The sequence below is a fragment of the Pseudomonas sp. NY15372 genome, assembly GCF_048068215.1.
Classification (GTDB): Bacteria; Pseudomonadota; Gammaproteobacteria; order Pseudomonadales; family Pseudomonadaceae; genus Aquipseudomonas; species Aquipseudomonas guariconensis_A.
In genome coordinates, this window is sequence record NZ_JBLUPY010000006.1 from 152,060 (window position 1) to 176,530 (window position 24,471).

19 protein-coding genes are annotated in these 24,471 nt (G+C 62.6%); 12 read left to right on the forward strand and 7 right to left on the reverse strand.

Going from position 1 to position 24,471, the window contains the following annotated elements; genetic code table 11:
• The first annotated feature begins 201 nt into the window (after window positions 1-201).
• The 7 genes from ACNFG0_RS07310 (at window position 202) to ACNFG0_RS07340 (ending at window position 10,671) form a co-directional block, all read left to right on the forward strand.
• Window positions 202-3,033, forward strand: coding sequence for a 2-oxoglutarate dehydrogenase E1 component (locus tag ACNFG0_RS07310; RefSeq protein WP_196144744.1), 2,832 nt, complete (start codon window positions 202-204; stop codon window positions 3,031-3,033).
• A gap of 42 nt (window positions 3,034-3,075) precedes the next feature.
• The gene (odhB, locus tag ACNFG0_RS07315; protein ID WP_196155545.1) at window positions 3,076-4,290 is read left to right on the forward strand and encodes a 2-oxoglutarate dehydrogenase complex dihydrolipoyllysine-residue succinyltransferase; all 1,215 of its coding nucleotides are present in this window, start codon (window positions 3,076-3,078) and stop codon (window positions 4,288-4,290) included.
• 92 nt (window positions 4,291-4,382) lie between these two features.
• Window positions 4,383-5,819, forward strand: coding sequence for a dihydrolipoyl dehydrogenase (gene lpdA / locus ACNFG0_RS07320; protein WP_196144742.1), 1,437 nt, complete (start codon window positions 4,383-4,385; stop codon window positions 5,817-5,819).
• 171 nt (window positions 5,820-5,990) lie between these two features.
• Complete coding sequence (sucC, locus tag ACNFG0_RS07325) at window positions 5,991-7,157, forward strand: ADP-forming succinate--CoA ligase subunit beta (RefSeq protein ID WP_011534748.1); 1,167 nt, start codon at window positions 5,991-5,993, stop codon at window positions 7,155-7,157.
• Complete coding sequence (gene sucD, locus ACNFG0_RS07330; RefSeq protein WP_084854666.1) at window positions 7,157-8,041, forward strand: succinate--CoA ligase subunit alpha; 885 nt, start codon at window positions 7,157-7,159, stop codon at window positions 8,039-8,041. The genes sucC and sucD overlap by 1 nt, the downstream gene beginning before the upstream one ends.
• Window positions 8,042-8,427: 386 nt before the next feature.
• A complete protein-coding gene (gene brnQ, locus ACNFG0_RS07335; RefSeq protein WP_196155546.1) occupies window positions 8,428-9,741 on the forward strand; it encodes a branched-chain amino acid transport system II carrier protein in 1,314 nt (437 codons plus the stop codon).
• Between the two features lie 180 nt (window positions 9,742-9,921).
• Entirely contained in the window at window positions 9,922-10,671 is a 750-nt protein-coding gene (locus tag ACNFG0_RS07340) for a DUF599 domain-containing protein (protein WP_196144740.1), read from the forward strand.
• Window positions 10,672-10,737: 66 nt separating this feature from the next.
• Here the strand turns inward: ACNFG0_RS07340 and ACNFG0_RS07345 are convergent, their stop codons facing one another.
• Window positions 10,738-10,983: a hypothetical protein gene (locus ACNFG0_RS07345; protein WP_196144739.1), complete on the reverse strand. Its 246-nt coding sequence runs from the start codon at window positions 10,981-10,983 to the stop codon at window positions 10,738-10,740.
• A gap of 160 nt (window positions 10,984-11,143) precedes the next feature.
• Between ACNFG0_RS07345 and ACNFG0_RS07350 the strand changes: the two genes are divergently transcribed.
• The 4 genes from ACNFG0_RS07350 (at window position 11,144) to ACNFG0_RS07365 (ending at window position 15,047) form a co-directional block, all read left to right on the forward strand.
• Complete coding sequence (locus tag ACNFG0_RS07350) at window positions 11,144-11,620, forward strand: PaaI family thioesterase (RefSeq protein ID WP_196144738.1); 477 nt, start codon at window positions 11,144-11,146, stop codon at window positions 11,618-11,620.
• On the forward strand, window positions 11,617-12,075 hold the full coding sequence (locus ACNFG0_RS07355) for a PaaI family thioesterase (protein WP_196144737.1): 459 nt from the start codon (window positions 11,617-11,619) through the stop codon (window positions 12,073-12,075). The genes ACNFG0_RS07350 and ACNFG0_RS07355 overlap by 4 nt, the downstream gene beginning before the upstream one ends.
• 95 nt (window positions 12,076-12,170) lie before the next feature.
• Window positions 12,171-14,075, forward strand: a complete 1,905-nt coding sequence (gene htpG, locus ACNFG0_RS07360) for a molecular chaperone HtpG (protein WP_196166696.1) — start codon at window positions 12,171-12,173, stop codon at window positions 14,073-14,075.
• A gap of 246 nt (window positions 14,076-14,321) precedes the next feature.
• Window positions 14,322-15,047, forward strand: a complete 726-nt coding sequence (locus ACNFG0_RS07365; protein WP_196144735.1) for a dienelactone hydrolase family protein — start codon at window positions 14,322-14,324, stop codon at window positions 15,045-15,047.
• A gap of 271 nt (window positions 15,048-15,318) precedes the next feature.
• On the opposite strand, the gene ACNFG0_RS07370 is transcribed toward ACNFG0_RS07365, so the two are convergent.
• Window positions 15,319-16,182 carry a pirin family protein gene (locus ACNFG0_RS07370; RefSeq protein ID WP_416764367.1) on the reverse strand — a complete coding sequence of 288 codons (864 nt, stop codon included), beginning with the start codon at window positions 16,180-16,182 and terminating at the stop codon, window positions 15,319-15,321.
• Window positions 16,183-16,299: 117 nt separating this feature from the next.
• Here ACNFG0_RS07370 and ACNFG0_RS07375 point away from each other — a divergent pair, with 117 nt between their 5' ends.
• Complete coding sequence (locus ACNFG0_RS07375) at window positions 16,300-17,307, forward strand: amidohydrolase family protein (RefSeq protein ID WP_416764368.1); 1,008 nt, start codon at window positions 16,300-16,302, stop codon at window positions 17,305-17,307.
• Between the two features lie 115 nt (window positions 17,308-17,422).
• Here the strand turns inward: ACNFG0_RS07375 and fabB are convergent, their stop codons facing one another.
• The 5 genes from fabB to ACNFG0_RS07400 all read right to left on the reverse strand — a co-directional run bounded on the left by fabB (window position 17,423) and on the right by ACNFG0_RS07400 (window position 24,439).
• Window positions 17,423-18,643 (reverse strand): beta-ketoacyl-ACP synthase I, encoded by a 1,221-nt coding sequence (gene fabB, locus ACNFG0_RS07380; protein WP_084854676.1) that lies wholly within the window; start codon window positions 18,641-18,643, stop codon window positions 17,423-17,425.
• Window positions 18,644-18,654: 11 nt separating this feature from the next.
• Window positions 18,655-19,170 (reverse strand): 3-hydroxyacyl-[acyl-carrier-protein] dehydratase FabA, encoded by a 516-nt coding sequence (fabA, locus tag ACNFG0_RS07385; RefSeq protein ID WP_043211383.1) that lies wholly within the window; start codon window positions 19,168-19,170, stop codon window positions 18,655-18,657.
• A gap of 297 nt (window positions 19,171-19,467) precedes the next feature.
• Window positions 19,468-21,390, reverse strand: a complete 1,923-nt coding sequence (locus ACNFG0_RS07390; RefSeq protein WP_416764369.1) for a response regulator — start codon at window positions 21,388-21,390, stop codon at window positions 19,468-19,470.
• Window positions 21,387-22,277 (reverse strand): ABC transporter substrate-binding protein, encoded by an 891-nt coding sequence (locus ACNFG0_RS07395; RefSeq protein ID WP_196155550.1) that lies wholly within the window; start codon window positions 22,275-22,277, stop codon window positions 21,387-21,389. The genes ACNFG0_RS07390 and ACNFG0_RS07395 overlap by 4 nt, the downstream gene beginning before the upstream one ends.
• Entirely contained in the window at window positions 22,277-24,439 is a 2,163-nt protein-coding gene (locus ACNFG0_RS07400; protein WP_416764370.1) for a TonB-dependent receptor plug domain-containing protein, read from the reverse strand. Before ACNFG0_RS07400 ends, ACNFG0_RS07395 begins: the two co-directional genes overlap by 1 nt.
• Window positions 24,440-24,471: the final 32 nt, after the last annotated feature.

A 24,471-nucleotide genomic window follows, 5' to 3' on the forward strand; every position in this document is an offset into this window, starting at 1 on the left:
CCCGCACTGAGGTAAAACCCGAGCAAGGGCCCACAAAGCCCGCGCTCATTACCTATGAAGATATGAGACCAGCAGGGGCTTCCGGGCTGGTACCCGGAAAATCTGCAGGATCCAGGTGGCGTGGTTCAGTCGCTGTGTTCGGACTTTTCCAGGTTTGCTGTGGCTCTTGCCGATCAGTCCCCTAACCGAGGGTGACCAAGCATGCAAGAAAGCGTGATGCAGCGCATGTGGGAAAGCGCCCACCTTTCAGGTGGTAACGCTGCATATGTGGAAGAGCTTTATGAGCTCTACCTGCACGACCCTAACGCTGTGCCAGAAGAGTGGCGCACCTACTTCCAGAAGTTGCCCGCCGACGGCAGCACCGCTACCGATGTATCGCACTCTACAATCCGCGACCATTTCGTACTGCTGGCAAAGAACCAGCGCCGCGCTCAACCGGTTTCCGCCGGGAGCGTGAGCAGTGAACACGAGAAGAAGCAGGTTGAAGTTCTGCGACTGATCCAGGCCTATCGTATGCGCGGCCATCAGGCTGCCAAGCTCGACCCGTTGGGGTTGTGGCAGCGCCCTGCGCCCGTAGACCTGTCGATCAATCACTACGGCTTGACCAATGCCGACCTTGATACGACCTTCCGTGCCGGCGACCTGTTCATCGGCAAAGAGGAGGCGAGCCTACGCGAAATCTTCGATGCGCTGCAGAAGACATATTGTCGCACCATCGGCGCCGAGTTCACCCACATCGTCGATTCCGAACAGCGCAGCTGGTTCCAGCAGCGCCTGGAAAGCGTCCGTGGCCGTCCTGAATTCTCCGCCGACGTGCAGACCCACCTGCTCGAGCGCGTCACCGCAGGTGAAGGCCTGGAGAAATACCTGGGCACCAAGTACCCAGGCACCAAGCGTTTCGGCCTCGAGGGCGGCGAAAGCCTGATCCCGATGCTGGACGAAATGATCCAGCGCTCCGGCTCCTACGGCACCAAGGAGGTCGTGATCGGCATGGCCCACCGCGGCCGCCTCAACGTGCTGGTCAACACCTTCGGCAAGAACCCGCGCGAGCTGTTCGACGAGTTCGAAGGCAAGAAGATGAACGAGCTGGGCTCCGGTGACGTGAAGTATCACCAGGGCTTCTCCTCCAACGTGATGACCCCCGGTGGCGAAGTCCACCTGGCCATGGCGTTCAACCCGTCCCACCTGGAAATCGTCTCGCCGGTGGTGGAAGGTTCGGTGCGCGCCCGCCAGGACCGTCGCAACGACACCGTCGGTGACAAGGTCCTGCCGATCTCGATCCACGGCGACGCTGCGTTCGCCGGCCAGGGCGTGGTCATGGAAACCTTCCAGATGTCGCAGACCCGCGGTTTCAAGACCGGCGGCACCGTGCACATCGTGATCAACAACCAGGTTGGTTTCACCATTTCCAACCCGCTGGACTCGCGCTCCACCGAGTACGCCACCGACGTCGCCAAGATGATCCAGGCGCCGATCCTGCACGTGAACGGCGATGACCCGGAAGCGGTCCTGTTCGTGACCCAGCTGGCCATCGACTATCGCATGCAGTTCAAGCGTGACGTGGTCATCGACCTGGTCTGCTACCGTCGTCGCGGCCACAACGAGGCCGACGAGCCCAACGGCACCCAGCCGCTGATGTACCAGCAGATCAGCAAGCAGCGCACCACCCGCGAGCTGTACGCCGAGGCCCTGATCCAGGCCGGTCGTATCGACGCCGAGCGCGCCCAGGCCAAGATCGACGAGTACCGCAACGCGCTGGACAACGGCCTGCACGTGGTCAAGAGCCTGGTCAAGGAGCCGAACCGCGAGCTGTTCGTCGACTGGCGTCCGTACCTGGGCCATGCCTGGACCGCGCGTCACGACACTCGCTTCGACCTCAAGACCCTGCAGGACCTCTCGGCCAAGCTGCTCGAGCTGCCGGAAGGCTTCGTGGTCCAGCGCCAGGTGGCGAAGATCTACGAAGACCGCCAGAAGATGCAGGCCGGCGGCCTGCCGATCAACTGGGGTTATGCAGAGACCATGGCCTACGCCACGCTGCAGTTCGAAGGCCACCCGATCCGCATGACCGGCCAGGACATCGGTCGTGGCACCTTCTCGCACCGTCACGCGGTGCTGCACAACCAGAAGGACGCCAGCACCTACGTACCGCTGCAGAACCTGTTCCCGGGCCAGCCGAAGTTCGAGCTGTACGACTCCTTCCTGTCGGAAGAGGCGGTACTGGCCTTCGAATACGGTTACTCGACCACCACGCCGAACGCGCTGGTGATCTGGGAAGCCCAGTTCGGTGACTTCGCCAACGGTGCCCAGGTGGTGATCGACCAGTTCATCACCAGCGGCGAGCACAAGTGGGGCCGTCTGTGCGGCCTGACCATGCTGCTGCCACACGGCTACGAAGGGCAGGGCCCGGAGCACTCCTCCGCGCGTCTGGAGCGTTACCTGCAGCTGTGCGCCGAACACAACATCCAGGTGTGCGTACCGACCACGCCGGCACAGATCTACCACCTGCTGCGTCGCCAGGTCATCCGCCCGCTGCGCAAGCCGCTGATCGTGCTGACGCCGAAGTCGCTGCTGCGCCACAAGCTGGCCGTCTCGACCCTGGAAGACCTGGCCGAAGGCTCGTTCCAGACTGTGATCCCGGAAATCGACAGCCTCGATCCGGCCAAGGTCGAACGCCTCGTGCTGTGCAGCGGCAAGGTCTACTACGACCTGCTGGAAAAGCGCCGTGCCGAAGGCCGCGAAGACATCGCCATCGTGCGTATCGAGCAGCTGTATCCGTTCCCTGAGGACGACCTGGTGGAAATCCTGGCGCCGTACACCAACCTCAAGCATGCGGTGTGGTGCCAGGAAGAACCGATGAACCAGGGCGCCTGGTACAGCAGCCAGCATCACATGCGCCGCATCCTGACCCGCCACAACAAGGCGCTGGTCCTGGAGTACGCCGGCCGCGACGCTTCCGCCGCGCCAGCCTGTGGTTACGCTTCGATGCACGCCGAGCAGCAGGAAAAACTGCTGCAGGATGCCTTCACTGTCTAACGCCTTCGCGCACCTGAAACCGAATTTAAGGAAACACTGACAATGGCTATTGAGATCAAAGCCCCAACCTTCCCGGAATCGGTCGCCGACGGCACCGTTGCCACCTGGCACAAGAAGCCGGGCGAAGCCGTCAAGCGTGACGAACTGATCGTCGACATCGAGACCGACAAGGTCGTCCTGGAAGTACTGGCCACCGCCGATGGCGTGCTGGGCGACATCGTCAAGGGCGAGGGCGACACCGTCCTGTCCGACGAAGTCCTGGGCTCGATCGTTGAAGGTGCTGCTGCTGCCGCTCCGGCTGCCGCACCTGCCGCTGCCGCTCCGGCTGCCGCTGCTACCGACGCTGGCGAAGACGACCCAGTCGCCGCCCCGGCCGCACGCAAGCTGGCTGAAGAAAATGGCATCGACCTGGCTTCCGTTGCCGGCACCGGCAAAGGTGGCCGCGTGACCAAGGAAGACGTGGTCGCCGCCATCGCCAACAAGAAGTCGGCACCTGCCGCTGCTGCCAAGCCCGCCGCCGCCGCTGCTGCCCCTGTGGTCACCGCCGCTGGCGATCGCACCGAGAAGCGCGTGCCGATGACCCGCCTGCGCGCCAAGATCGCCGAGCGCCTGGTCGAAGCCCAGTCGAACATGGCCATGCTGACCACCTTCAACGAAGTGGACATGACCGAAGTCATGGCCCTGCGTTCGAAGTACAAGGACCTGTTCGAGAAGAGCCACAACGGCGTACGCCTGGGCTTCATGTCGTTCTTCGTCAAGGCCGCCACCGAGGCGCTCAAGCGCTTCCCGGCCGTCAACGCCTCGATCGACGGTAACGACATCGTCTACCACGGCTACGCGGACGTCGGCGTCGCCGTCTCCAGCGACCGTGGCCTGGTGGTTCCGGTCCTGCGCAACGCCGAATCGATGTCGCTGGCCGAGATCGAGAACGGCATCGCCACCTTCGGTAAGAAGGCCCGTGAAGGCAAGCTGGCCATCGAAGAGATGACTGGCGGTACCTTCACCATCACCAACGGTGGTACCTTCGGCTCGATGATGTCGACCCCGATCGTCAACCCGCCGCAGGCGGCCATCCTGGGCATGCACAACATCATCCAGCGTCCGATGGCGATCAATGGCCAAGTGGTCATTCGCCCGATGATGTACCTGGCGCTGTCCTATGACCACCGCCTGATCGACGGCAAGGAAGCGGTAACCTTCCTGGTGACCATCAAGAACCTGCTGGAAGACCCGGCTCGTCTGCTGCTGGACATCTAACGCACAGCTGCAAGCGGCAAGTGGCCAGTTCCCTCGGGAGCGCGCCGCTTGCCGCTTGAGGCTTGCCGCTTGAAGCTTAAAAGGAATCTTTTATGACCCAGAAATTCGACGTGGTAGTGATTGGTGCAGGTCCTGGCGGCTACGTGGCCGCGATCAAGGCTGCTCAGCTCGGCCTCAAGACCGCCTGCATCGAGAAATACACCGACGCCGAGGGCAAGCTGGCCCTGGGCGGTACCTGCCTGAACGTGGGTTGCATTCCTTCCAAGGCCCTGCTGGACAGCTCCTGGAAGTACAAGGAAGCCAAAGAGAGCTTCAACGTCCACGGTATCTCCACTGGCGAAGTGAAGATGGACGTCGCCGCGATGGTTGGCCGCAAGGCTGGCATCGTCAAGAACCTGACCGGTGGCGTCGCCACCCTGTTCAAGGCCAACGGCGTGACCTCGATCCAGGGCCACGGCAAACTGCTGGCCGGCAAGAAGGTCGAAGTCACCAAGCCTGACGGCACCACCGAAGTCATCGAAGCCGAGAACGTGATCCTGGCTTCCGGCTCGCGTCCGATCGACATTCCTCCGGCTCCTGTCGACCAGAAAGTCATCGTCGACTCCACCGGTGCCCTGGAATTCCAATCCGTACCCAAGCGCCTGGGCGTCATCGGCGCTGGCGTGATCGGCCTGGAACTGGGTTCGGTATGGTCGCGCCTGGGTGCCCAGGTCACCGTCCTGGAAGCCCTGGACACCTTCCTGATGGCCGCCGACACCGCGGTTTCCAAGGAAGCCCAGAAGACCCTGACCAAGCAGGGCCTGGACATCAAGCTGGGCGCTCGCGTGACCGGCTCGAAAGTCAACGGCGAAGAAGTCGAAGTCACCTACACCGACGCCAATGGCGAGCAGAAGATCGTCTTCGACAAGCTGATCGTCGCCGTCGGCCGTCGTCCTGTGACCACCGACCTGCTGGCCGCCGACAGCGGCGTGACCATCGATGAGCGTGGCTACATCTACGTCGATGACCACTGCGCCACCAGCGTACCGGGCGTCTACGCCATCGGTGACGTGGTGCGTGGCCTGATGCTGGCCCACAAGGCTTCGGAAGAGGGCATCATGGTCGTCGAGCGCATCAAGGGCCACAAGGCCCAGATGAACTATGACCTGATCCCGTCGGTCATCTACACCCACCCGGAAATCGCGTGGGTCGGCAAGACCGAACAGGCGTTGAAAGCCGAGGGCGTTGAGGTTAACGTGGGCACCTTCCCGTTCGCGGCCAGCGGCCGTGCGATGGCTGCCAACGACACCGGTGGTTTCGTCAAGGTCATCGCCGATGCCAAGACCGACCGCGTACTGGGCGTTCACGTGATCGGCCCATCGGCTGCCGAACTGGTGCAGCAGGGTGCGATCGCGATGGAATTCGGTACCAGCGCAGAAGACCTGGGCATGATGGTGTTCAGCCATCCGACCCTGTCCGAAGCGCTGCATGAAGCCGCGCTGGCCGTGAATGGCGGTGCCATCCACGTGGCCAACCGTAAGAAGCGTTAATTATAAGAAACCACGGCGGGCTGCCCGTCGTGGGTCTTGCGTGCAAGACTCACCGCGGAACGTCCGCCGGACCGGGCCACCGGGATAACCCGGGGCAAACGGTCACAGGTGGCGCGGCGCCAGAAATGGCGCAGCGCCGAAGCGCAGTACCTAACGAAGACGGTAAAAAGCATGAATCTTCACGAGTATCAGGGTAAACAGCTGTTCGCTGAATACGGCCTGCCAGTTTCCAAGGGTTTCGCAGTCGACACCCCTGAGCAAGCGGCAGAAGCCTGCGACAAGATCGGCGGCTCGGAGTGGGTGGTAAAAGCCCAGGTCCACGCCGGTGGTCGCGGTAAAGCGGGCGGCGTCAAGCTGGTTCGCAGCAAGGAAGACGCCAAGGCGTTCGCTGCGCAGTGGCTGGGCAAGAACCTGGTTACCTACCAGACCGACGCCAATGGTCAGCCAGTCTCCAAGATCCTGGTCGAATCCTGCACTGACATCGCCAAGGAACTGTACCTGGGCGCTGTAGTCGATCGTTCGAGCCGTCGCATCGTGTTCATGGCCTCCACCGAAGGTGGCGTGGACATCGAGAAAGTCGCTCACGAAACTCCCGAGAAGATCCTCAAGGCTACCATCGACCCACTGGTCGGCGCACAGCCGTTCCAGGGTCGTGAGCTGGCGTTCCAGCTGGGTCTGGAAGGCAAGCAGGTTCAACAGTTCGCCAAGATCTTCGTAGGCCTGGCCAAGCTGTTCAAGGACCACGACCTGGCCCTGCTGGAAGTCAACCCGCTGGTCATCAAGGCCGACGGCGACCTGCACTGCCTCGATGCCAAGATCAACATCGACGCCAACGCCATGTACCGTCAGCCTAAGCTGAAAACCTTCCACGATCCTTCCCAGGACGACGCCCGCGAAGCTCACGCCGCCAAGTTCGAACTGAACTACGTGGCGCTGGAAGGTAACATCGGCTGCATGGTCAACGGTGCCGGCCTGGCCATGGGTACCATGGACATCGTCAACCTGCACGGCGGCAAGCCGGCCAACTTCCTCGACGTTGGCGGTGGCGCTACCAAGGAACGCGTGACCGAAGCGTTCAAGATCATTCTGTCCGACAGCAATGTCGCGGCCGTTCTGGTCAACATCTTCGGTGGCATCGTTCGCTGCGACATGATTGCCGAAGGCATCATCGGTGCAGTGAAAGAAGTCGGCGTCAAGGTTCCGGTCGTCGTTCGCCTCGAAGGCAACAACGCCGAACTGGGCGCTAAAGTACTGGCAGAAAGCGGTTTGAACATCATTGCGGCAACCAGCCTGACCGACGCTGCTCAACAAGTTGTCAAAGCTGCGGAGGGCAAGTAATGAGCGTCCTGATCAATAAAGACACCAAGGTCATCTGCCAGGGCTTCACCGGCTCGCAGGGTACTTTCCACTCCGAACAAGCCATCGCCTACGGCACCAAGATGGTCGGCGGTGTAACCCCAGGTAAGGGTGGCACCACCCACCTGGGCCTGCCGGTGTTCAACACCGTCAAGGAAGCCGTCGAGGCGACCGGCGCCGAAGCTTCGGTGATCTACGTTCCGGCTCCGTTCTGCAAGGACTCGATCCTGGAAGCCGCCTTCGGTGGCATCAAGCTGATCGTCTGCATCACCGAGGGTATTCCTACCCTCGACATGCTGGACGCCAAGGTCAAGTGCGATGAGCTGGGCGTACGCCTGATCGGCCCTAACTGCCCAGGCGTCATCACTCCGGGCGAGTGCAAGATCGGTATCATGCCAGGCCACATCCACCTGCCGGGCAAGGTCGGTATCGTTTCCCGTTCCGGCACCCTGACCTACGAAGCGGTCAAGCAGACCACCGACGCCGGCTTCGGCCAGTCGACCTGTGTCGGTATCGGCGGCGACCCGATTCCGGGCTCCAACTTCATCGACATCCTGAAGCTGTTCCAGGAAGACCCGCAGACCGAAGCGATCGTCATGATCGGTGAGATCGGCGGTTCGGCTGAAGAAGAAGCCGCGGCCTTCATCAAGGCCAACGTGACCAAGCCTGTCGTTTCCTACATCGCTGGTGTTACCGCACCTGCGGGCAAGCGCATGGGCCACGCTGGCGCCATCATCTCGGGTGGCAAGGGTACTGCGGACGAGAAGTTCGCCGCCCTGCAGGACGCCGGTGTCAAGACCGTGCGTTCCCTGGCTGACATCGGCAAGGCCCTGGCCGAGCTGACCGGCTGGGAAATCAAGAAGTAAGTAACACGCAATACCCCCCACGCAACACAAAGGCCACCTTCGGGTGGCCTTTGTGTTTACAGGACAATGCAAACGAAGCGTGACGACAACGATTTTTTCGATGGGTTTGATAGGTATTTTCTGACAGACGCTGGTCGATGCTCCTGTGAGAATATCCGCTGCACAGAGTCACCCAGACGACAAGAACATACGCACATCGGACAAGCACGTCTGTCCCAGTGCGTTTGCCGGGTAAAACGGTTAACCTACGCCCTCACTCTGTGCCCGTCCCCCAAAAGGGAACGACACGCTAAACGGGTCTGGCTCACCAAGCCGGGCAGCATTTCCCTCACCCATGGGGAAATCCCCTCACGAATCCCGATTTCAGCAGTGTGGTACTTCCTTAAATGAAAGTGTTAAAAGGCCAGGATATCCTGGCACTTGGCTTTATGACGTTCGCATTGTTCGTCGGCGCCGGCAATATCATCTTCCCGCCCATCGTAGGCCTGCAGTCCGGCCCGCATGTCTGGATGGCGGCCCTGGGCTTTCTGGTCACCGCCGTTGGCCTGCCGGTCATCACCGTGGTTGCCCTGGCCAAGGTCGGCGGCGGCATGGACGCGCTGAGCAGCCCGATCGGCAAGTTCTTCGGCGGCCTGCTGGCGGCCGTGTGCTACCTCTCGGTAGGCCCGCTGTTCGCGACCCCGCGCACCGCTACCGTGTCGTTCGAAGTAGGCGTGGCACCGCTGACCGGTGAAAGCCCGCTGGCGCTGTTCATCTACAGCCTGGTGTATTTCGCCGTGGTACTGGCCGTGTCGATGTACCCGACCAAGCTGCTCGACACTGTAGGCCGCTTCCTCGCGCCGCTGAAGATCATCGCCCTGGCGGTGCTCGGCATCGCCGCGTTCGCGCTGCCGGCCGGCACCATCGGCGAGGCGCAGCCGCAGTACGTGGCCGCACCGTTCTCCCAGGGCTTCGTCAATGGTTACTTGACCATGGATACCCTGGGCGCCCTGGTATTCGGTATCGTCATCGTCAACGCCATCCGTTCGCGCGGTGTCGAGTCGCCGAAGCTGATCACCCGCTACGCCATCATCGCCGGCCTGATCGCCGGTGTCGGCCTGGCGCTGGTGTACATCAGCCTGTTCCGCCTGGGAGCGGGCAGCCATGACATCGCCATGGGTGCCTCCAACGGCGCGGCCGTCCTGCATGCCTACGTGCAGCACACCTTCGGCTCGCTGGGCAGCGGCTTCCTCGCGGTACTGATCGCTCTGGCCTGCCTGGTTACCGCCGTGGGCCTGACCTGCGCCTGTGCCGAGTACTTCAGCCAGATCCTGCCGCTGTCGTACCGCGCGTTGGTGGTGATCCTGGCCGGCTTCTCGCTGCTGATCTCCAACCTGGGGCTGACCAAGCTGATCATGTTCTCGATCCCGGTGCTCACGGCCATCTACCCGCCGTGCATCGTTGTCGTGGGCCTGAGCTTCGTCAAGGACCTGTGGAATTCGCCTGTGCGTATCCTGGCGCCGGTGATGCTGGTGTCGCTGCTGTTCGGCCTGGTCGACGCGATCAAGGGCAGCAGCTTGGCGCACATGCTGCCGGACGCCATGGCACACCTGCCGTTGAGCGACCAGGGCCTGGCCTGGCTGGTGCCTTCGGTGGTCACCCTGGGCCTGGCCGTGGCGTGCGACCGCATGCTGGGCAAGCCGCGCGAGGCATTGGCCTGATGAGTTGACGCCAGGTCCTGGTGCCGGCCACAAGCCCAAGGGCACCCGCCTTGGTTGAAACCTGAACCCCGCGTCCATTCGGATGCGGGGTTTTTTTATTGTCGGTGCGTGCCTTTTCCCGGCCCTGGGCGTCGAAAGCCGGTCTATATCATTCACCGTGCCTGAACGATAGGAACCTGCATGAACTTCATTCAAAGCAACCTGAGCAATGTGCTCGCCATCTGCTGGTTCGCCCTGTGTTGGGGCGGCTACACCCGCTATGCCATCTGGAAGGGCCGCGACACAGCCTGCCTGGCCAGCGTGCTGCACTTATACCGGGAAGACTGGATGCGGCGCATGCTGCTGCGTGACAACCGCATCGCCGATGCCAGTGTGATCGGCAACCTGGAGCGCAACGCATCGTTCTTCGCCTCGAGCACGCTGATCATCCTGGCGGGCATCCTGACGGTGCTGGGGGCCTCTGATCGTGCGTTGTCATTGCTGGCTGACCTGCCGTTGGTGCAGGAGGCGTCCCAGGGCGTGTCCGAGGTCAAGTTGCTGTGCCTGGCGATGGTTTTCGTGTATGCGTTCTTCACGTTCAGTTGGTGCATGCGCCAATACAACTTTGCCGCAGTGTTGGTCGGCTCGGCACCGATGATTGGCGAGCGTCTGGTCAATGAGTTGGAGCGCAAGGCATTCGCTTCCCGCGCAGCGCGTGTATTGTCGCTGGCGGCGAACCAGTTCAACTTCGGCCTGCGTTCCTATTATTTCGGCATGGCCATGCTGAGCTGGTTCATCAGCCCATGGTTGTTCATGGCCATGAGTGTCGGGGTGGTATGCATTCTGTATCGCCGTGAATTCCATTCCGATGTGCTGGAGGTCATGGTCTTCACGCCAACCGAAAGTGCGCCGGCGGAGGTGGGCAAGGACAACGTCAATAACGTGGGCTGAAACGTTTTATTGAAAACTCGGGCACAAAAAAACCCGGCAATCGCCGGGTTTTTTTGTGGGTGTTGCTTACTGCTTGGCAGGCTCGCTTGGAGCGGTTTCCGGAGCAGGAGTGGCTTCTGGAGCCGGAGTAGCAGGAGCAGCTTCCGGAGCAGGGGCGGCCGGGGCAGCTTCCGGAGCCGGAGCAGCAGGAGCGGCTTCAGGAGCGGCTTGCTCGGTCTTGGTTTCCGGAGCTTTCTCTTCGTTCGCCTTGTCGCAAGCGGCCAGGCCCATGGCAGCGGCCAGCATCAGGGCAAAAGCAAAAGGTTTACGCATGGGGGTGTCTCTCCTTGTGGAATAACTTACTTGTTCCATTTGAGCTCAAGTAAGCGGAATTAGTTCCGCGCAGATTACAGATATATCGCACGCGGAGCTAGATAGACTTTTCACTGAAAGTGTGCAGAGTGAACATCCTCACGAAAAAATAAGGTTGCCCATGTCTGATAACGACCTGATGGCCATGGCCGAACGCTTTCTTTCGGCGTTGAAACATTGCCAGCGCTTGCAGATGCAGGTGCATCATGCCGATACCGAGGGCATGACGCTGATGCTGCCCTGGTCGCCGACGATTGTAGGCAATCCGCAAACTGGCGCGGTGCATGGCGGTGCCCTGACCACCTTGATGGATACCACCTGCGGCATGGCAACTTTATGTGTATTGCCCAAGTTCGAAGTGTGCCCGACCCTCGATCTGCGCATCGACTACATGCACCCGGCGCAAGCGGGCAAGCCAATATACGGCCACGCCCAATGCTACCGGGTAACCCGCGATGTGATCTTCACCCGCGGCACCGCCTACCAGGACGACCCAGCCCAGCCGATCTGCCACGTGGTCGGCACTTTCATGCGCCTGGGCCAGGCCATCAAGGGCGGCATCCGCTTCGGCAATACGCTCAAGGAGGGCCGGCCATGATTCCCCGGGACGTTCGCCTGCGCCTCAATGAAGCGCATGCCGTAGGTGACTACGAGCCGTTGCTGGCGCTGATTCCCTATGCCGGGCTGATCGGCATCGAGTGCGCGCGCGAGGGCGATGACCTGCTGTTTCGCCTGCCGGCCAACCCGGACAATATCGGCAACCCGCTGCTGCCGGCGATCCATGGCGGGGTGATCGCAGGCTTCATGGAACTGTCGGCGGCGTTGTACCTGCTTATCTACAGCGAGAGTGCGAGCATCCCCAAGATCATCGATTTCTCCATCGACTATTTGCGCGCCGGGCATTACCGCGACACCTTCGCCCGCTGCCAGCTATGGCGCCAGGGGCGGCGGGTGACCAACGTCGCCATCACGGCCTGGCAGGCCGACCCTGCCTCGCCTATCGCCACGGCGAGGGCGCATTTCAAGATCGAACCGGAAAAGCCCTTGAAATAGTCCGGGCTGCCCCCATCTGCTGGACATCCGCCGCCAAAAGGCAGCCTACATAGGCGCCCGGCGACCACTGCCATCAGATCGGAGTGTTGAAGACCATGAGTGTGGAAACTCAAAAGGAAACCCTGGGCTTCCAGACCGAGGTGAAGCAGCTGCTGCACCTCATGATCCATTCGCTGTACTCGAACAAGGAGATCTTCCTGCGTGAGCTGATCTCCAACGCCTCCGACGCCGCCGACAAGCTGCGTTTCGAGGCCCTGGCCAAGCCTGAGCTGCTCGAGGGTGACGCCGACTTGAAGATCCGCGTGAGCTTCGACAAGAACGCCGGCACCGTGACCCTCGAGGACAACGGCATCGGCATGAGCCGCGAGGACGTGATCACCCACCTGGGCACCATCGCCAAGTCCGGCACTGCTGACTTCATGAAGAACCTGACCGGTGACCAGAAGAAGGATTCGCACCTGATCGGCCAGTTCGGCGTCGGCTTCTATTCGGCGTTCATCGTCGCCGACAAGGTCGATGTCTTCAGTCGGCGCGCCGGCCTGCCGGCGGCCGAGGGCGTGCACTGGTCGTCCAAGGGCGAGGGCGAATTCGAAGTCGCCACCGTGGACAAACCCCAGCGTGGCACCCGCATCGTCCTGCACCTGAAGAAGGGCGAGGAAGAGTTCGCCGACGGCTGGCGCCTGCGCAACGTGGTCAAGAAGTATTCCGACCACATTGCCCTGCCGATCCAGCTGCCCAAGGAGCAGGCCGCCGCCGAAGGCGAAGAGCAGCCAGCCGAAGAATGGGAAACCGTCAACCGCGCCAGCGCCCTGTGGACCCGTCCGCGTACCGAGATCAAGGACGAGGAATACCAGGAGTTCTACAAGCACATCGGCCATGACTTCGAGAACCCGCTGGCCTGGAGCCACAACAAGGTCGAAGGCAAGCTCGAATACAACTCGCTGCTGTACGTGCCGGCCCGTGCGCCGTTCGACCTGTACCAGCGCGAAGCACCACGCGGCCTGAAGCTGTACGTGCAGCGCGTGTTCATCATGGATCAGGCCGAATCGTTCCTGCCGCTGTACCTGCGCTTCATCAAGGGTGTGGTCGACTCCAATGACCTGTCGCTGAACGTTTCCCGCGAGATCCTGCAGAAGGACCCGATCATCGACTCGATGAAATCGGCCCTGACCAAGCGCGTGCTGGACATGCTGGAGAAGCTGGCCAAGAACGAGCCGGAGCAGTACAAGGGCTTCTGGAAGAACTTCGGCCAGGTGATGAAGGAAGGCCCGGCCGAAGACTTCGCCAACAAGGAAAAGATCGCAGGCCTGTTGCGCTTCGCCTCGACCTCCGAGGACAGCGGCGAGCAGAACGTGGCCCTGGCCGACTACCTGGCCCGCGCCAAGGAAGGTCAGGACAAGATCTACTACCTGACCGGCGAGTCCTATGCCCAGGTCAAGAACAGCCCGCACCTGGAAGTCTTCCGCAAGAAAGGCATCGAAGTGCTGCTGCTGACCGACCGCATCGACGAGTGGCTGATGAGCTACCTCAACGAGTTCGATGGCAAGGCCTTCGTCGACGTCGCCCGTGGCGACCTGGACCTGGGTGCCCTGGATTCCGAGGAAGACAAGAAGGCCCAGGAAGAAGTCGCCAAGGAGAAGGAAGGCCTGGTCGAGCGCCTGAAGACCGCTCTGGGCGATAGCGTCGCCGAGGTACGCGTCTCGCACCGCCTGACCGACTCGCCGGCGATCCTGGCCATCGGTGAGCAGGACCTGGGCCTGCAGATGCGCCAGATCCTCGAGGCCAGCGGCCAGAAGGTGCCGGAATCCAAGCCGATCTTCGAGTTCAACCCGGGTCACCCGCTGATCGAGAAGCTGGACAACGAACAGAGCGAGGACCGCTTCGCGGAACTGTCGCACATCCTGTTCGACCAGGCGGCCCTGGCGGCCGGTGACAGCCTGAAGGACCCGGCGGCCTACGTTCGTCGCCTGAACAAGCTGCTGGTCGAGTTGTCTGCTTGAGTTGATGCAAGGAACGCCCGCTTAGGCGTAGTGCCAGTCAGTCAAGCTGATTAGGGCGTCATTGGGGCTGCTATGCAGCCCATCGCGGCACAGGCCCGCTCCTACAGGATCATGCAAACCATTACCAATGGCGAGGTCCCTGTAGGAGCGGGCTTGTCCCGCGATGGGGCGCGTAGCGGCCCCAATTGCTTAACTGGCTGCCGTTACGCTTCGGAGGGTTTTTTTCATGGTGCAAGGAGGAGTTTGATGAGCAAGGTAATCGTCGAGTCGCTGGTCTACCACCTGTCCGGCAAGGCCTACGAGAGCCGCCTGGTCTATGCCCCGGGCGCATTGCCGCAGCCGGGCCTGTTGATGGCGCCGAACTGGATGGGCATTGGCGAGGGCGCTGAGCGGATCGCCAAGGAAGTCGCCAGCCAGGGCTACGTGGTGCTGATTGCCGACCTGTACGGGCAGTCGCTGCGGCCCTCCAATGCCGACGAGGCCGGGGCGGCGATGATGCCGCTCAAGAACGACCGCGCCGAGCTGCGCAAGCGTATGGAAGAAGCCTTGGCGCAGTTGCTGGGGCAATCCAAGGCCTTGCTGGAGCCGGGCAAGGTCGCCACCTTCGGCTTCTGCTTCGGCGGTTGCTGTGCCCTGGAGCTGGCCCGCACTGGTGCCGATTTGCAGGCGACGGTGTCGTTCCACGGCACCCTGGACACGCCGAACCCGGCCGATGCCAAGCGCATCAAGGGCTCGGTGTTGGTGCTGCATGGTGCATCCGACCCGCTGGTGCCCAAGGAGCAGTTGCCGGCCTTCGAGGACGAGATGAACGCGGCCAAGGTGGACTGGCAGTTGCTGAGCTACGGCGGTGCGGTGCACTCGTTCACCGACCCTGCGGCCAACGTGCCGGGCAAGATGCAGTACGACCGGCGCACGTCCGAGCGGGCGTTCCGAGCAATGTTCAACTTGCTGGATGAAGTGTTCCAGAAGTAGCGCATTGCCTGCATCGCGAGACAAGCCCGCTTCCACAGATTGGGTGCAGCGGCGCCTTTGTGGGAGATTGCCCAGCCCTTCGGGCTGCGCTGTCGCGCAGAGAACAAGCGGCTAGCGCCGCCCCCCCTGTGGGAGCCAACTGTCTTGAGTTGCTTGCCCCGGTCCTATCGCTGGCAAGCCAGCTCCCACAGGTACGGCGGTGTCTCTGAAAACAGCGCAGGCCGGGTGGGAGCGGGCTTGTCCCGCGATGAAGGCGACTCGATATCGCGCCTTAGCGCGGCAATTCGATGCGTGACGTTTCCCCCGGCACCGTGGGCCAATCCCCCGCAGCCCACCTGGCTCTGGCCTGCTCGATCAATTCCGGGTCACTGGCCACGAAGTTCCAGTTCATCCGCCGCGGCCCATCCAGCGGCGCGCCGCCGATCAACACCAGCTGGCATTCGCCTTGTGCGTACAGCGTCACTTCTTCGCCTTCCGGCAGCACCAGCAGATTGCAGGGCTCGACTTCGTCTTCATTCAGCAACAGTTCGCCATCGAGCACGTACAAGGCGCGCTGGGCATGTTCGGTGGGGACTGTCAGCGTGGTCGCCGCCTGCATTTGCACGAGGGCATACAGGGTAGGGGAGAGCACCGGTACGGGGGACTGCAGGCAAAAGCCTTCGCCGGCAATCATGCAGATACGCACGCCCAAACTGTCGCTCACCGGCAGACTGGCTCCCGGGTGGTGGCTATAACTCGCAGGCCCTTGCTCATGTTCCCTGGGCGAAGCCAGCCACACCTGCAAACCGTGCAGGCGCGAGCCGTCGGCGAAGGCATCCGCTGGCGTGCGTTCGACATGGGCGACGCCACTGCCTGCGGTCATCCAGCTCACGTCACCGGGCAATACACGCTGTTCGGAGCCCAGGCTGTCCTTGTGCAGGATTTCGCCTTCGAACAGGTAGGTCAGGGTCGACAGGCCGATATGCGGGTGTTGGCGGATGTCCATGCCGCTGCCGGGTGCGTAGTCTGTTTCCAGCATATGGTCGAAGAACACGAATGGCCCGACGCTACGGCATTGAGCCGACGGCAGCGGACGCAGGATGGGCTGGCCTTCGACCGATTCGGCGCGGGGGTGGATGACCAGGGGGCGGCTCATGGCGGGGCTCCAGGCAGGCAACAGGTGCCTCTAGCATAGCGGGTCGGGGCGCAGCGCTGAACCGTCTGGCTTAGCTGTTGGTCTACTGTTTTCGTACCCCTGAAAAGGACACTGCCCATGATTGCCAGAGCGCTGACCTGCTTGCTGTTGTCGGGAGGATTGTGCCTGGCGGCGCAGGCTCGCGATTACCGCTACAGCGACGCTCACCTGCACTACGTCGATTTCTTCCAGGAAAGCGAAGGCATGCCGGCATTGCTCCAGGCAATGGATGCGGCAGGTATCGACCAGTCGATGATTTCCGGCATTCCGGTGGCCAAGAAGTGGCATGAGGACGAGCCCAAGCGTCCCCGCTACTACGCAGGCGACGACGCCGAAGCCTACTGGTACAGCGCCACCGACCTCTATGTGGCCGCGGCGCTGGAAAAACTGCCGCCCGAGCAGCGGCGGCGCTTTCACCCGTTCATCAGTGGCTTCAACCCGGTGGACAAGAATGCCGTGCACCATGTCGAACGAATGCTCGAGCTGTATCCAGGTCTATGGCAGGGCATCGGCGAAGTGTTCACCCGCCACGACGACCTCACCGCCTTGACCAGCGGCGATACCCCGCGGGCCAACAACGAGGCCATGACACGCATCTATCATCTGGCCGCCGAGCAGGACCTGCCGGTGCTGATGCACTCCAACATCACCTCCAAGCGCGAACGCAACCCGCTCTACCTGGCCGAGATCGAGCAGCCACTGCGTGACCATCCGCATACCCGCTTCATCTGGGCCCATGCTGGCACCAGCATGGAAATCCACCGGCACCAGACACAGATGAAGTTCCTCCTGCCTGTGGTCACGCGGCTGCTGGAGACCTACCCGAACCTGTACATCGACTTGTCCTGGAGCATGCGCGAGCCCTACCTGCTCGATGAACACGGCAAGCCGCGCAAAGCATGGCTGGCGCTGGTCGAGCGCTTCCCTGAGCGCTTCATGCTCGGCTCCGACGTGGTGGGGCGTTTCTCCAGCATCGGTGAGCAGATGCACGGCTTCGATCCGTTCCTCGATGCGTTGCCTGCCGAGGTGGCCCGTAAGGTGGCGCGGGAGAACTTTCTCGGCGTATTGCCTGGTGGGCCAAGGTAGCGTCCTTGCATATCGCGGCTCTGGGGCTGCAAAGCAGCCCCCGGCAATCTCCAGACGCACAAATGAAAACGCCCCGAACCAGTCGGGGCGTTTTCGTTACGGCTGCGTCAGGCTGTTACTTGCCAGTCCAGCGCTTGAGCACCAGGGTAGCGTTGGTGCCGCCGAAGCCGAAGCTGTTGCTCATGACCGTATCGATCTTGGCGTTTTCTTCGGTCTTGCGCAGGATCGGAAGGTCGGCGACCTCCGGGTCCAGCTCGTCGATGTTGGCGGAGCCGGCGATGAAGTTGTTTTCCATCATCAGCAGGCAGTAGATCGCCTCGTGTACGCCTGCGGCGCCCAGCGAGTGGCCCGACAGGCTCTTGGTCGAGCTGATCTTCGGTGCCTTGTCGCCGAACACTTCACGCACGCCCTTGATCTCGGCGACGTCGCCGACCGGGGTGGAGGTGCCGTGGGTGTTGAGGTAGTCGATCGGGGTGTCGACGGTGGACAGCGCCTGCTGCATGCAGCGGATCGCGCCTTCGCCGCTCGGGGCAACCATGTCGTAGCCGTCGGACGTCGCGCCGTAGCCAACGATTTCGGCGTAGATCTTGGCGCCACGGGCCAGGGCGTGTTCGAGCTCCTCGACCACCACCATGCCGCCACCGCCGGCGATGACGAAGCCATCACGGTCGGCGTCGTAGGCGCGCGAAGCCAGTTCCGGGGTTTCGTTGCGCTTGGTCGACAGGGCGCCCATGGCATCGAACAGGAACGACTGGCTCCAGTGCTCTTCTTCACCGCCACCGGCGAAGACGATGTCCTGCTTGCCCCACTGGATCTGCTCCAGGGCGGTGCCGATGCAGTGTGCCGAAGTGGCGCAGGCCGACGAGATCGAGTAGTTGATGCCCTTGATCTTGAACGGGGTGGCCAGGCACGCCGACACGGTGCTGCCCATGGTACGGGTGACGCGATACGGGCCGACACGCTTGACGCCTTTCTCGCGCAGGGTGTCCAGGGCTTCCATCTGGTTCAGGGTGGAGGCACCGCCGGAACCTGCGACCAGGCCGGTACGCGGGTTGGAGACTTGCTCCTCGGTCAGGCCGGCATCCTTGATCGCGTCCTGCATCGCCAGGTAGGCATAAGCAGCGGCATGGCCGACGAAGCGATAGACCTTGCGGTCGATCAGCTCTTCGAGGTTGAGGTCGATGGAACCGGAAACCTGGCTACGCAGCCCCATTTCCTTGTATTCCGGGTTGTAACGGATACCCGGACGGCTGTTGCGCAGGTTTTCGGTGACGGTAGCTTTGTCATTGCCCAGGCACGATACGATGCCCAGACCAGTGATAACGACGCGGCGCATGCGAATAACCCTTAGAAATTGTCAGTGGAGGTGAACACGCCGACCCGCAGGCCTTCGGCGGTGTAGATCTCGCGACCGTCGACGCTGACCGAGCCATCGGCGATGGCCATGTTCAGCTTGCCCTTCAGGACGCGCTTGATGTGAATGTTGTAGGTGACCTTCTGGGCCGACGGCAGCACCTGGCCGAAGAATTTCACCTCGCCCGAGCCCAGGGCGCGGCCACGGCCCGGCAGGCCCTGCCAGCCAAGGAAGAAGCCAACCAGCTGCCACATGGCATCCAGACCCAGGCAGCCCGGCATGACCGGATCGCCTTCGAAGTGGCAAGCGAAGAACCACAGGTCCGGATTGATATCCAGCTCGGCGACCAACTCACCCTTGCCATACTTGCCGCCTTCGGCGCTGATATGGGTGATGCGATCGACCATCAGCATGTTCGGGGCGGGCAGTTGCGCATTACCTGGGCCGAACAGCTCACCGCGACTGCAGCGCAGCAAATCTTCCCGAGTAAAGGCGTTTTGTTTGGTCATGCGAGCTCCTCAATAATCCCCGTGCGGCTGGGGCTGAATCTTCCCGGCCGGCCCGGCATGCGTTGAGTCCGGGGCGGCAGCCTACAAGTAGACTATTGCGTTGTGGTGAAAGTCACAGCGCACCTGGCAAAAGAAGTACAGGTGTGCACTGAAACGCTTATTTTCAGGGCCTGGGCAGGTCCTGTCTAGTGGCCAGGGCGCGAATTCCGATGCTTGCGTCGCTGGGGCGACCCCCTCCATGACACCGAATGAGTCTCGCCCAAGCCAACATTTCCCCTAGACTGACGCATTTGCGCGCTAATCGCCAGTGGCGGCTGTCCGGCCAGACAACCAGTGTTGCAGCACCTGCTGCAATTCCGTGCGTTTGAACGGCTTGCTCAGGTAGTCGTTCATGCCCGCTGCCAGGCACCGTTCGCGGTCGCCCTGCAGCGCGTTGGCGGTGAGGGCGATGATCGGCAGCTGTGCGGTATTCGGCAGCCGACGAATGCGCCGGGTGGCCTCGTAGCCGTCCATCATGGGCAGGCGGCAGTCCATCAGGACGGCGGCGAAAGGCTGCTGTGCCACCTGTTCGACGGCCTGGGCGCCATCGCTGGCGATGCTGACGTCGAAGCCCAGGCTGCGCAGCATGGCATCGATGACGCTCTGGTTGACCGGGTTGTCCTCCACCAGCAGGATGCGCCCGCCCTGCAGCGGTGCCTGGCGGTCCGCGCTGGTGCTGGGCGGCGCTGCCGCGGGCGAGGCCAGGGGCAGGGGGATTTCCAGGGTGAAGGTCGAGCCCAGGCCCTCGCGGCTCTCGCCGCGCAGTTGCCCGCCCATGCGTTCGGCCAGGGTGCGGGCGATCGCCAGGCCCAGACCAGTACCGCCATAGCGCCGGGAAATCGAGCTGTCGGCCTGCTGGAACGCTACGAACATCATTTCCAGGCGGTCGCTGTCGATACCGATGCCGGTGTCGCGCACCGCACAGGTGAACCATACCAGCTGCGGGTCGAGCATGTGCCAGCGGGCGTCCACTTCGACCTGGCCCTGTTCGGTGAACTTCAAGGCGTTGCCGATCAGGTTCAGCAGGATCTGGCGGATCCGGGTCGGGTCACCGCTGACCTGCAACTGGTCGATTCCCGGCAGCAACTGCAGGCGCAGGTCCAGCCCGCGTTGCTGAGCGCTGTGCTGGAACGACTGGACGCAATTGGCGACCAGCTCGCCGATGTTGAAGCCTATCTGCTCCAGCTCCACGGCGGTGCGCTCGATGCGCGAGAAGTCGAGGATGTCGTTGATCACCTTGAGCAGGTGGCCGGTGGACTCGCTGGCCACTGCGGTGTAGTCGGCTTGCTCGCTGGTCAGCTGGGTGGTCTCGAGCAGTTGCAGCATGCCCAGCACGCCATTCATGGGCGTGCGCAGTTCGTGGCTCATCATCGCCAGGAAATCCGACTTGGCCCGGTTGGCCTGCTCGGCCTCCTCGCGGGCCTGGGTCAGCTGGGCGATCGCTTGCTTCTGTTCGGCGCTGGCCTGGTCCAGGGCACTGGCCAGGTTATTGATATGGCGGGCCAGGTGGCCCAGCTCGCTGTCGTCGACCACCGGCAGGGGCACGTTGAACTCACCTTTCTGGATGGCCTTGACCGCATGCCCCATGTCGCTGATCGGCTTGGCCAGGCTCATGGCCAGGCGCCGCGCGAGGAGGAAGGTGAACAGCAGGGCGAACAAGGCCAGGATGCCGGCCTTGGTGACGATTTCCTGTTGGCGCTGGCTGAAGGCGTCGTCGGACATGCCGACGATGACGCGGCCCAGATAGTCGTCGCCGACGCTCGGCACGGGCGTGTTGCCTTCTTGCAGGAAGTCGTTGTCCAGGCGGATCTGCTGCAGGCGGATCGGCGCCTGGAACACTTCCACGCGCTGGGCTCGGTTGATGTTCTCGCTGTTCTGCTCGACGTACACCAGGATATGGTTGCGGCTGTCCTGCACCTCCAGGAAGCGTACGTGGGGAATGCTCAACGTAGCCCGCATGAGGCTCTCCAGCACCTCGTTGTTGCCGGAGATCACGCCGTATTCAGAGGCCGGCGCCAGCTGGTTGGCGATCAGTTGCCCGGTATGGTTGAGCTCCTGGCGTAAGTCCTGGATACGCACGAAGGTGAAGAAGCTGATCAACAGCAAGGTGAGCAGCAGGGCGGGGCCCAGGCTGATCATCTGTGTACGGGTATGGATGTCCCAGCTCCGGCGATTGCTCATGGCATGGGCTCTCCTTCGGCCAGTACCACGGCCGCGGCCTCGGCGTCGATCGGCTCCAGGCCCAGGGCGCGGGCTACCTGCTGATTGCCGGTCACCCCATAGTGCGCAGGGTAGTGGCTGCGCGGCCAGCTGGCCGGTGGGCGGTCGAGCAACTGGTCGAGCACGGCCAGCCAGTCGTCCTGGTCGCTGAAAGTGCTGGCCAGGGCGCCAGCGCGGACAAAGCCGGCGTTGGGGCCTACCAGCGCCATCTGCCGACCGTAGGTGCTGAGCAGGACATTCTTGGCGGTCTTGGAGTTGTACAGGTCTGGGTCGTCGATCCCCAGCAGTACGTCGCTGTTGCCGAGCAGGCGTTGCAAGGGCCTGCTGTCACGCGGGTCCGGCCAGTCCTGGGCGACGATCTCCAGGCCCAGCGGGCGGGCGGCCAGGCGCAGCTCATCGAGCAGGAAGCGGCTGTGTTCGCCATACAGCACGCCAACCCGCCGGGCTTGCGGCAGCAGGTAGCGAACCAGGCGCAGCTGGCGGGCAGGCGGCGGGTCGCTCCAGAGCAGGCACAGGTATGCCGGTCGTGACTTTCCCAGGCGTTGTTCGGCCTGTACACGACTGACCCGTAGGGCCAGGGCAGGCGGCCCTGCCGCCTCGCCCAGGCGCCATTCCAGAGCGGCGACATCGAGCAGCACCAGGCGCACGTCGGCCTTCAACTGCCCGGGCCGGGGCAGGTCAGCCACGGCCTTGAAGCGTACCTGGTCCTGGGGGCGATGGGCTTGCAGGGCGCTGACGAAGCTGCGGACGCCCGGTTGGTCACTGGCACCGACCAGCAGCACTTCGCTGGCCGATACCGTTCCCAGCGGCCAGAGGCATAACAGCAGCAGGCGCAGCAACAGGCGCATCAGAACTCGAGCTCCGCGCTGACACTCAGGCGGTGGCGGCTGTCATAGCGGTTCTGTTCGAGGGTGACCGGCTCGTCGTCAAGGCGTTGTTGCCACAGGGCTGCCAGTTCCAGGCTGGTGCCCTGGAAGCGAAAGCGCTTGGCCAGGCGCAGGTCCATGCGCTCGTAGCGATAGCCGTTGAGAGCATCGTCGCCGTAGTAGAAGAGGGCGCTGGACCAGCCTTCGCCCCAGTCACGCATCCAGCCGGCCGAGCCACTGTTGCGCGCGCTGAGGCGACGATCGTTGGGGTTGCTGGCCCAGGCATCGACGTAGGCGTAGGTCAGGCGCAAGCGGTCGTGCAGGGTGGGGCGCCAGTCCAGCTGGGCCTCGCTACCACTGAAGCGGGCCTTGTTGGCATTGCTGGCGATGTACTGGTTGTTGCGCAACGGCTCGCTGATCATTCCGGTGATCTCGTCGTAGAACAGCTTCACGTCCATGCTCAAGTCGATGTCGCTGAAGTTGCCGTTGTAGCCCAGCTCGCGCGAGCGCATGCGCTCCTGGTCGAGGTTGCCCGGGCCGCGGGTCTTGACGAAGTATTCGCCGCTCTTGAAGCCGTAGACATTGGAGCTAAGGTTGTCGACGGTGTAGCTCCAGTTGACGTTGTTCTCGAACATGTCCGGCGAGCGCACGGCCTCGGAGTACACCGCGCGCAACCCGTGGCGCGGCGTGATCAGATAGTTGACGGCCATGCGCGGCGTCAGCGAACTGCCGGAAAGTCGGGAATCCTCGAACATTAAACCGCCCTGGACGATCCAGTGTTCGTTCGCGCGCCACTCCAGCTGGCCGAACAGACGCCAGGTCTGGTCGTCCAGGCTACCGTTGAAATAAGTCTGCGAGTCGGCCCGGTCGTAACGGTAGTTCATGCCGCTGAGCAGACGAAGGTTGTCGCTCAGGCTCAGGGTGTCCTGGATCTCCAGGTCGAAGCGGCTCTCGCGGGTGCTTTGGTCGACGTCACCGCAGACGGTTTTATTGGCACCGTCATTGGCACCGTCAGCCCATTGTCGTTTAACTTCTGTAAGCAGGCCCTGAAGCACAGGATCGTTGGTCGACGGGAGGTGTTCTGGACTCCTTATGTTGCGTGCAACACCTTCGGCAAAATTCGGATCCAGCTGCCACAGACGGGTCATTTCCGGACTGAAAGCAAGCGCTGCATCACAGGCGCGCCAGACCTGCTTGCGTTCGAAGTGCTGCGCCGACGTCTGGACGTAGAAGCTGTGCTCGGGATTGAAGTCGATGTTCCAGCGTACGGATCCAGCGTAATCCTTGGCGCTTACGTCCGCGTCGTTACCTGGCGGTGCATCTATAAACACCGGCTGGTAGGTGTACGGCCGCTGGTTGCTGCCTTCCTTGGCCGCCAGCTGCCATTCCAAGGTCTGGTTCAGGGCCAGGTTGTGGCTGGCACTGAGGTTGAAGCGGTTCAGGCGGCGGCTGTCACGGTAGTCGTTGCCGAACTGGTCCGAATCGAAGCCGTCATCCTGCATGCCGGACAGCGACAGGCGCATGTCGCCGCCTTCCCAGCCAAAGCCCTGGCTTGCATAGAAATCGTTGATGCCATCCTGGCCACGGGTCACCTTCAGCCGGGTGCCATGGCTGTCGGCTGGGTTGCGGGTGAGGATGTTGACCACCGCCATCAAGGCGTTGGCGCCATAGCTGACCGTGTTGGGGCCGCGGAACACCTCGATACGCTCGATGTCCTCGATGGCCAGCGGAATGTCGCTCCAATCTACCGTGGCCAGGCCCGCGCGGTACACCGAGCGGCCATCGATCAGCACCTGCATGCGCCGGGCGTCGCTGACATTGCTGCCATGGTAGTTGACCGTCGGCTGGTTGCCGGCACCATAGCCGACCATCATGCCGGGCACCAGGCGCATCAGTTCCGGGATATCGCGCGCGCCGCTGGCGCGGATCAGCTCGGCGTCGAGCACCGTCATGCTGCCCGGTACGGCCGCCGGGGATTGTTTGAGACGGGTTGCGGTCAGAACCTGAGGCAAATCCTGGTTGTCGAGGAACATGTCGTCGGCCACGGCCGGGCCGCCCACGAGGGCAGTCAGCAACAACAGGCGCGGGAAGGGTGGCGTGCCAGGGAACACGGTACGGCCTTGTTTCGGGAATGAAACAGGCATGTTAACCGACCGTTTGGGTTTTGCCAGTGGTC

Excerpts from the sequence above, each read along its gene's own strand:
- ACNFG0_RS07375 (WP_416764368.1), top strand. The coding sequence starts at position 16,300 with ATGATTGCCAGAGCGCTGACCTGCTTGCTGTTGTCGGGAGGATTGTGC.
- lpdA (WP_196144742.1), top strand. The coding sequence starts at position 4,383 with ATGACCCAGAAATTCGACGTGGTAGTGATTGGTGCAGGTCCTGGCGGC.
- ACNFG0_RS07365 (WP_196144735.1), top strand. The coding sequence starts at position 14,322 with ATGAGCAAGGTAATCGTCGAGTCGCTGGTCTACCACCTGTCCGGCAAG.
- ACNFG0_RS07350 (WP_196144738.1), top strand. The coding sequence starts at position 11,144 with ATGTCTGATAACGACCTGATGGCCATGGCCGAACGCTTTCTTTCGGCG.
- sucD (WP_084854666.1), top strand. The coding sequence starts at position 7,157 with ATGAGCGTCCTGATCAATAAAGACACCAAGGTCATCTGCCAGGGCTTC.
- htpG (WP_196166696.1), top strand. The coding sequence starts at position 12,171 with ATGAGTGTGGAAACTCAAAAGGAAACCCTGGGCTTCCAGACCGAGGTG.
- ACNFG0_RS07310 (WP_196144744.1), top strand. The coding sequence starts at position 202 with ATGCAAGAAAGCGTGATGCAGCGCATGTGGGAAAGCGCCCACCTTTCA.
- ACNFG0_RS07345 (WP_196144739.1), bottom strand. The coding sequence starts at position 10,983 with ATGCGTAAACCTTTTGCTTTTGCCCTGATGCTGGCCGCTGCCATGGGC.
- fabB (WP_084854676.1), bottom strand. The coding sequence starts at position 18,643 with ATGCGCCGCGTCGTTATCACTGGTCTGGGCATCGTATCGTGCCTGGGC.
- sucC (WP_011534748.1), top strand. The coding sequence starts at position 5,991 with ATGAATCTTCACGAGTATCAGGGTAAACAGCTGTTCGCTGAATACGGC.
- ACNFG0_RS07395 (WP_196155550.1), bottom strand. The coding sequence starts at position 22,277 with ATGCGCCTGTTGCTGCGCCTGCTGCTGTTATGCCTCTGGCCGCTGGGA.
- ACNFG0_RS07370 (WP_416764367.1), bottom strand. The coding sequence starts at position 16,182 with ATGAGCCGCCCCCTGGTCATCCACCCCCGCGCCGAATCGGTCGAAGGC.
- ACNFG0_RS07340 (WP_196144740.1), top strand. The coding sequence starts at position 9,922 with ATGAACTTCATTCAAAGCAACCTGAGCAATGTGCTCGCCATCTGCTGG.
- ACNFG0_RS07355 (WP_196144737.1), top strand. The coding sequence starts at position 11,617 with ATGATTCCCCGGGACGTTCGCCTGCGCCTCAATGAAGCGCATGCCGTA.
- ACNFG0_RS07400 (WP_416764370.1), bottom strand. The coding sequence starts at position 24,439 with ATGCCTGTTTCATTCCCGAAACAAGGCCGTACCGTGTTCCCTGGCACG.
- ACNFG0_RS07390 (WP_416764369.1), bottom strand. The coding sequence starts at position 21,390 with ATGAGCAATCGCCGGAGCTGGGACATCCATACCCGTACACAGATGATC.
- fabA (WP_043211383.1), bottom strand. The coding sequence starts at position 19,170 with ATGACCAAACAAAACGCCTTTACTCGGGAAGATTTGCTGCGCTGCAGT.
- brnQ (WP_196155546.1), top strand. The coding sequence starts at position 8,428 with ATGAAAGTGTTAAAAGGCCAGGATATCCTGGCACTTGGCTTTATGACG.
- odhB (WP_196155545.1), top strand. The coding sequence starts at position 3,076 with ATGGCTATTGAGATCAAAGCCCCAACCTTCCCGGAATCGGTCGCCGAC.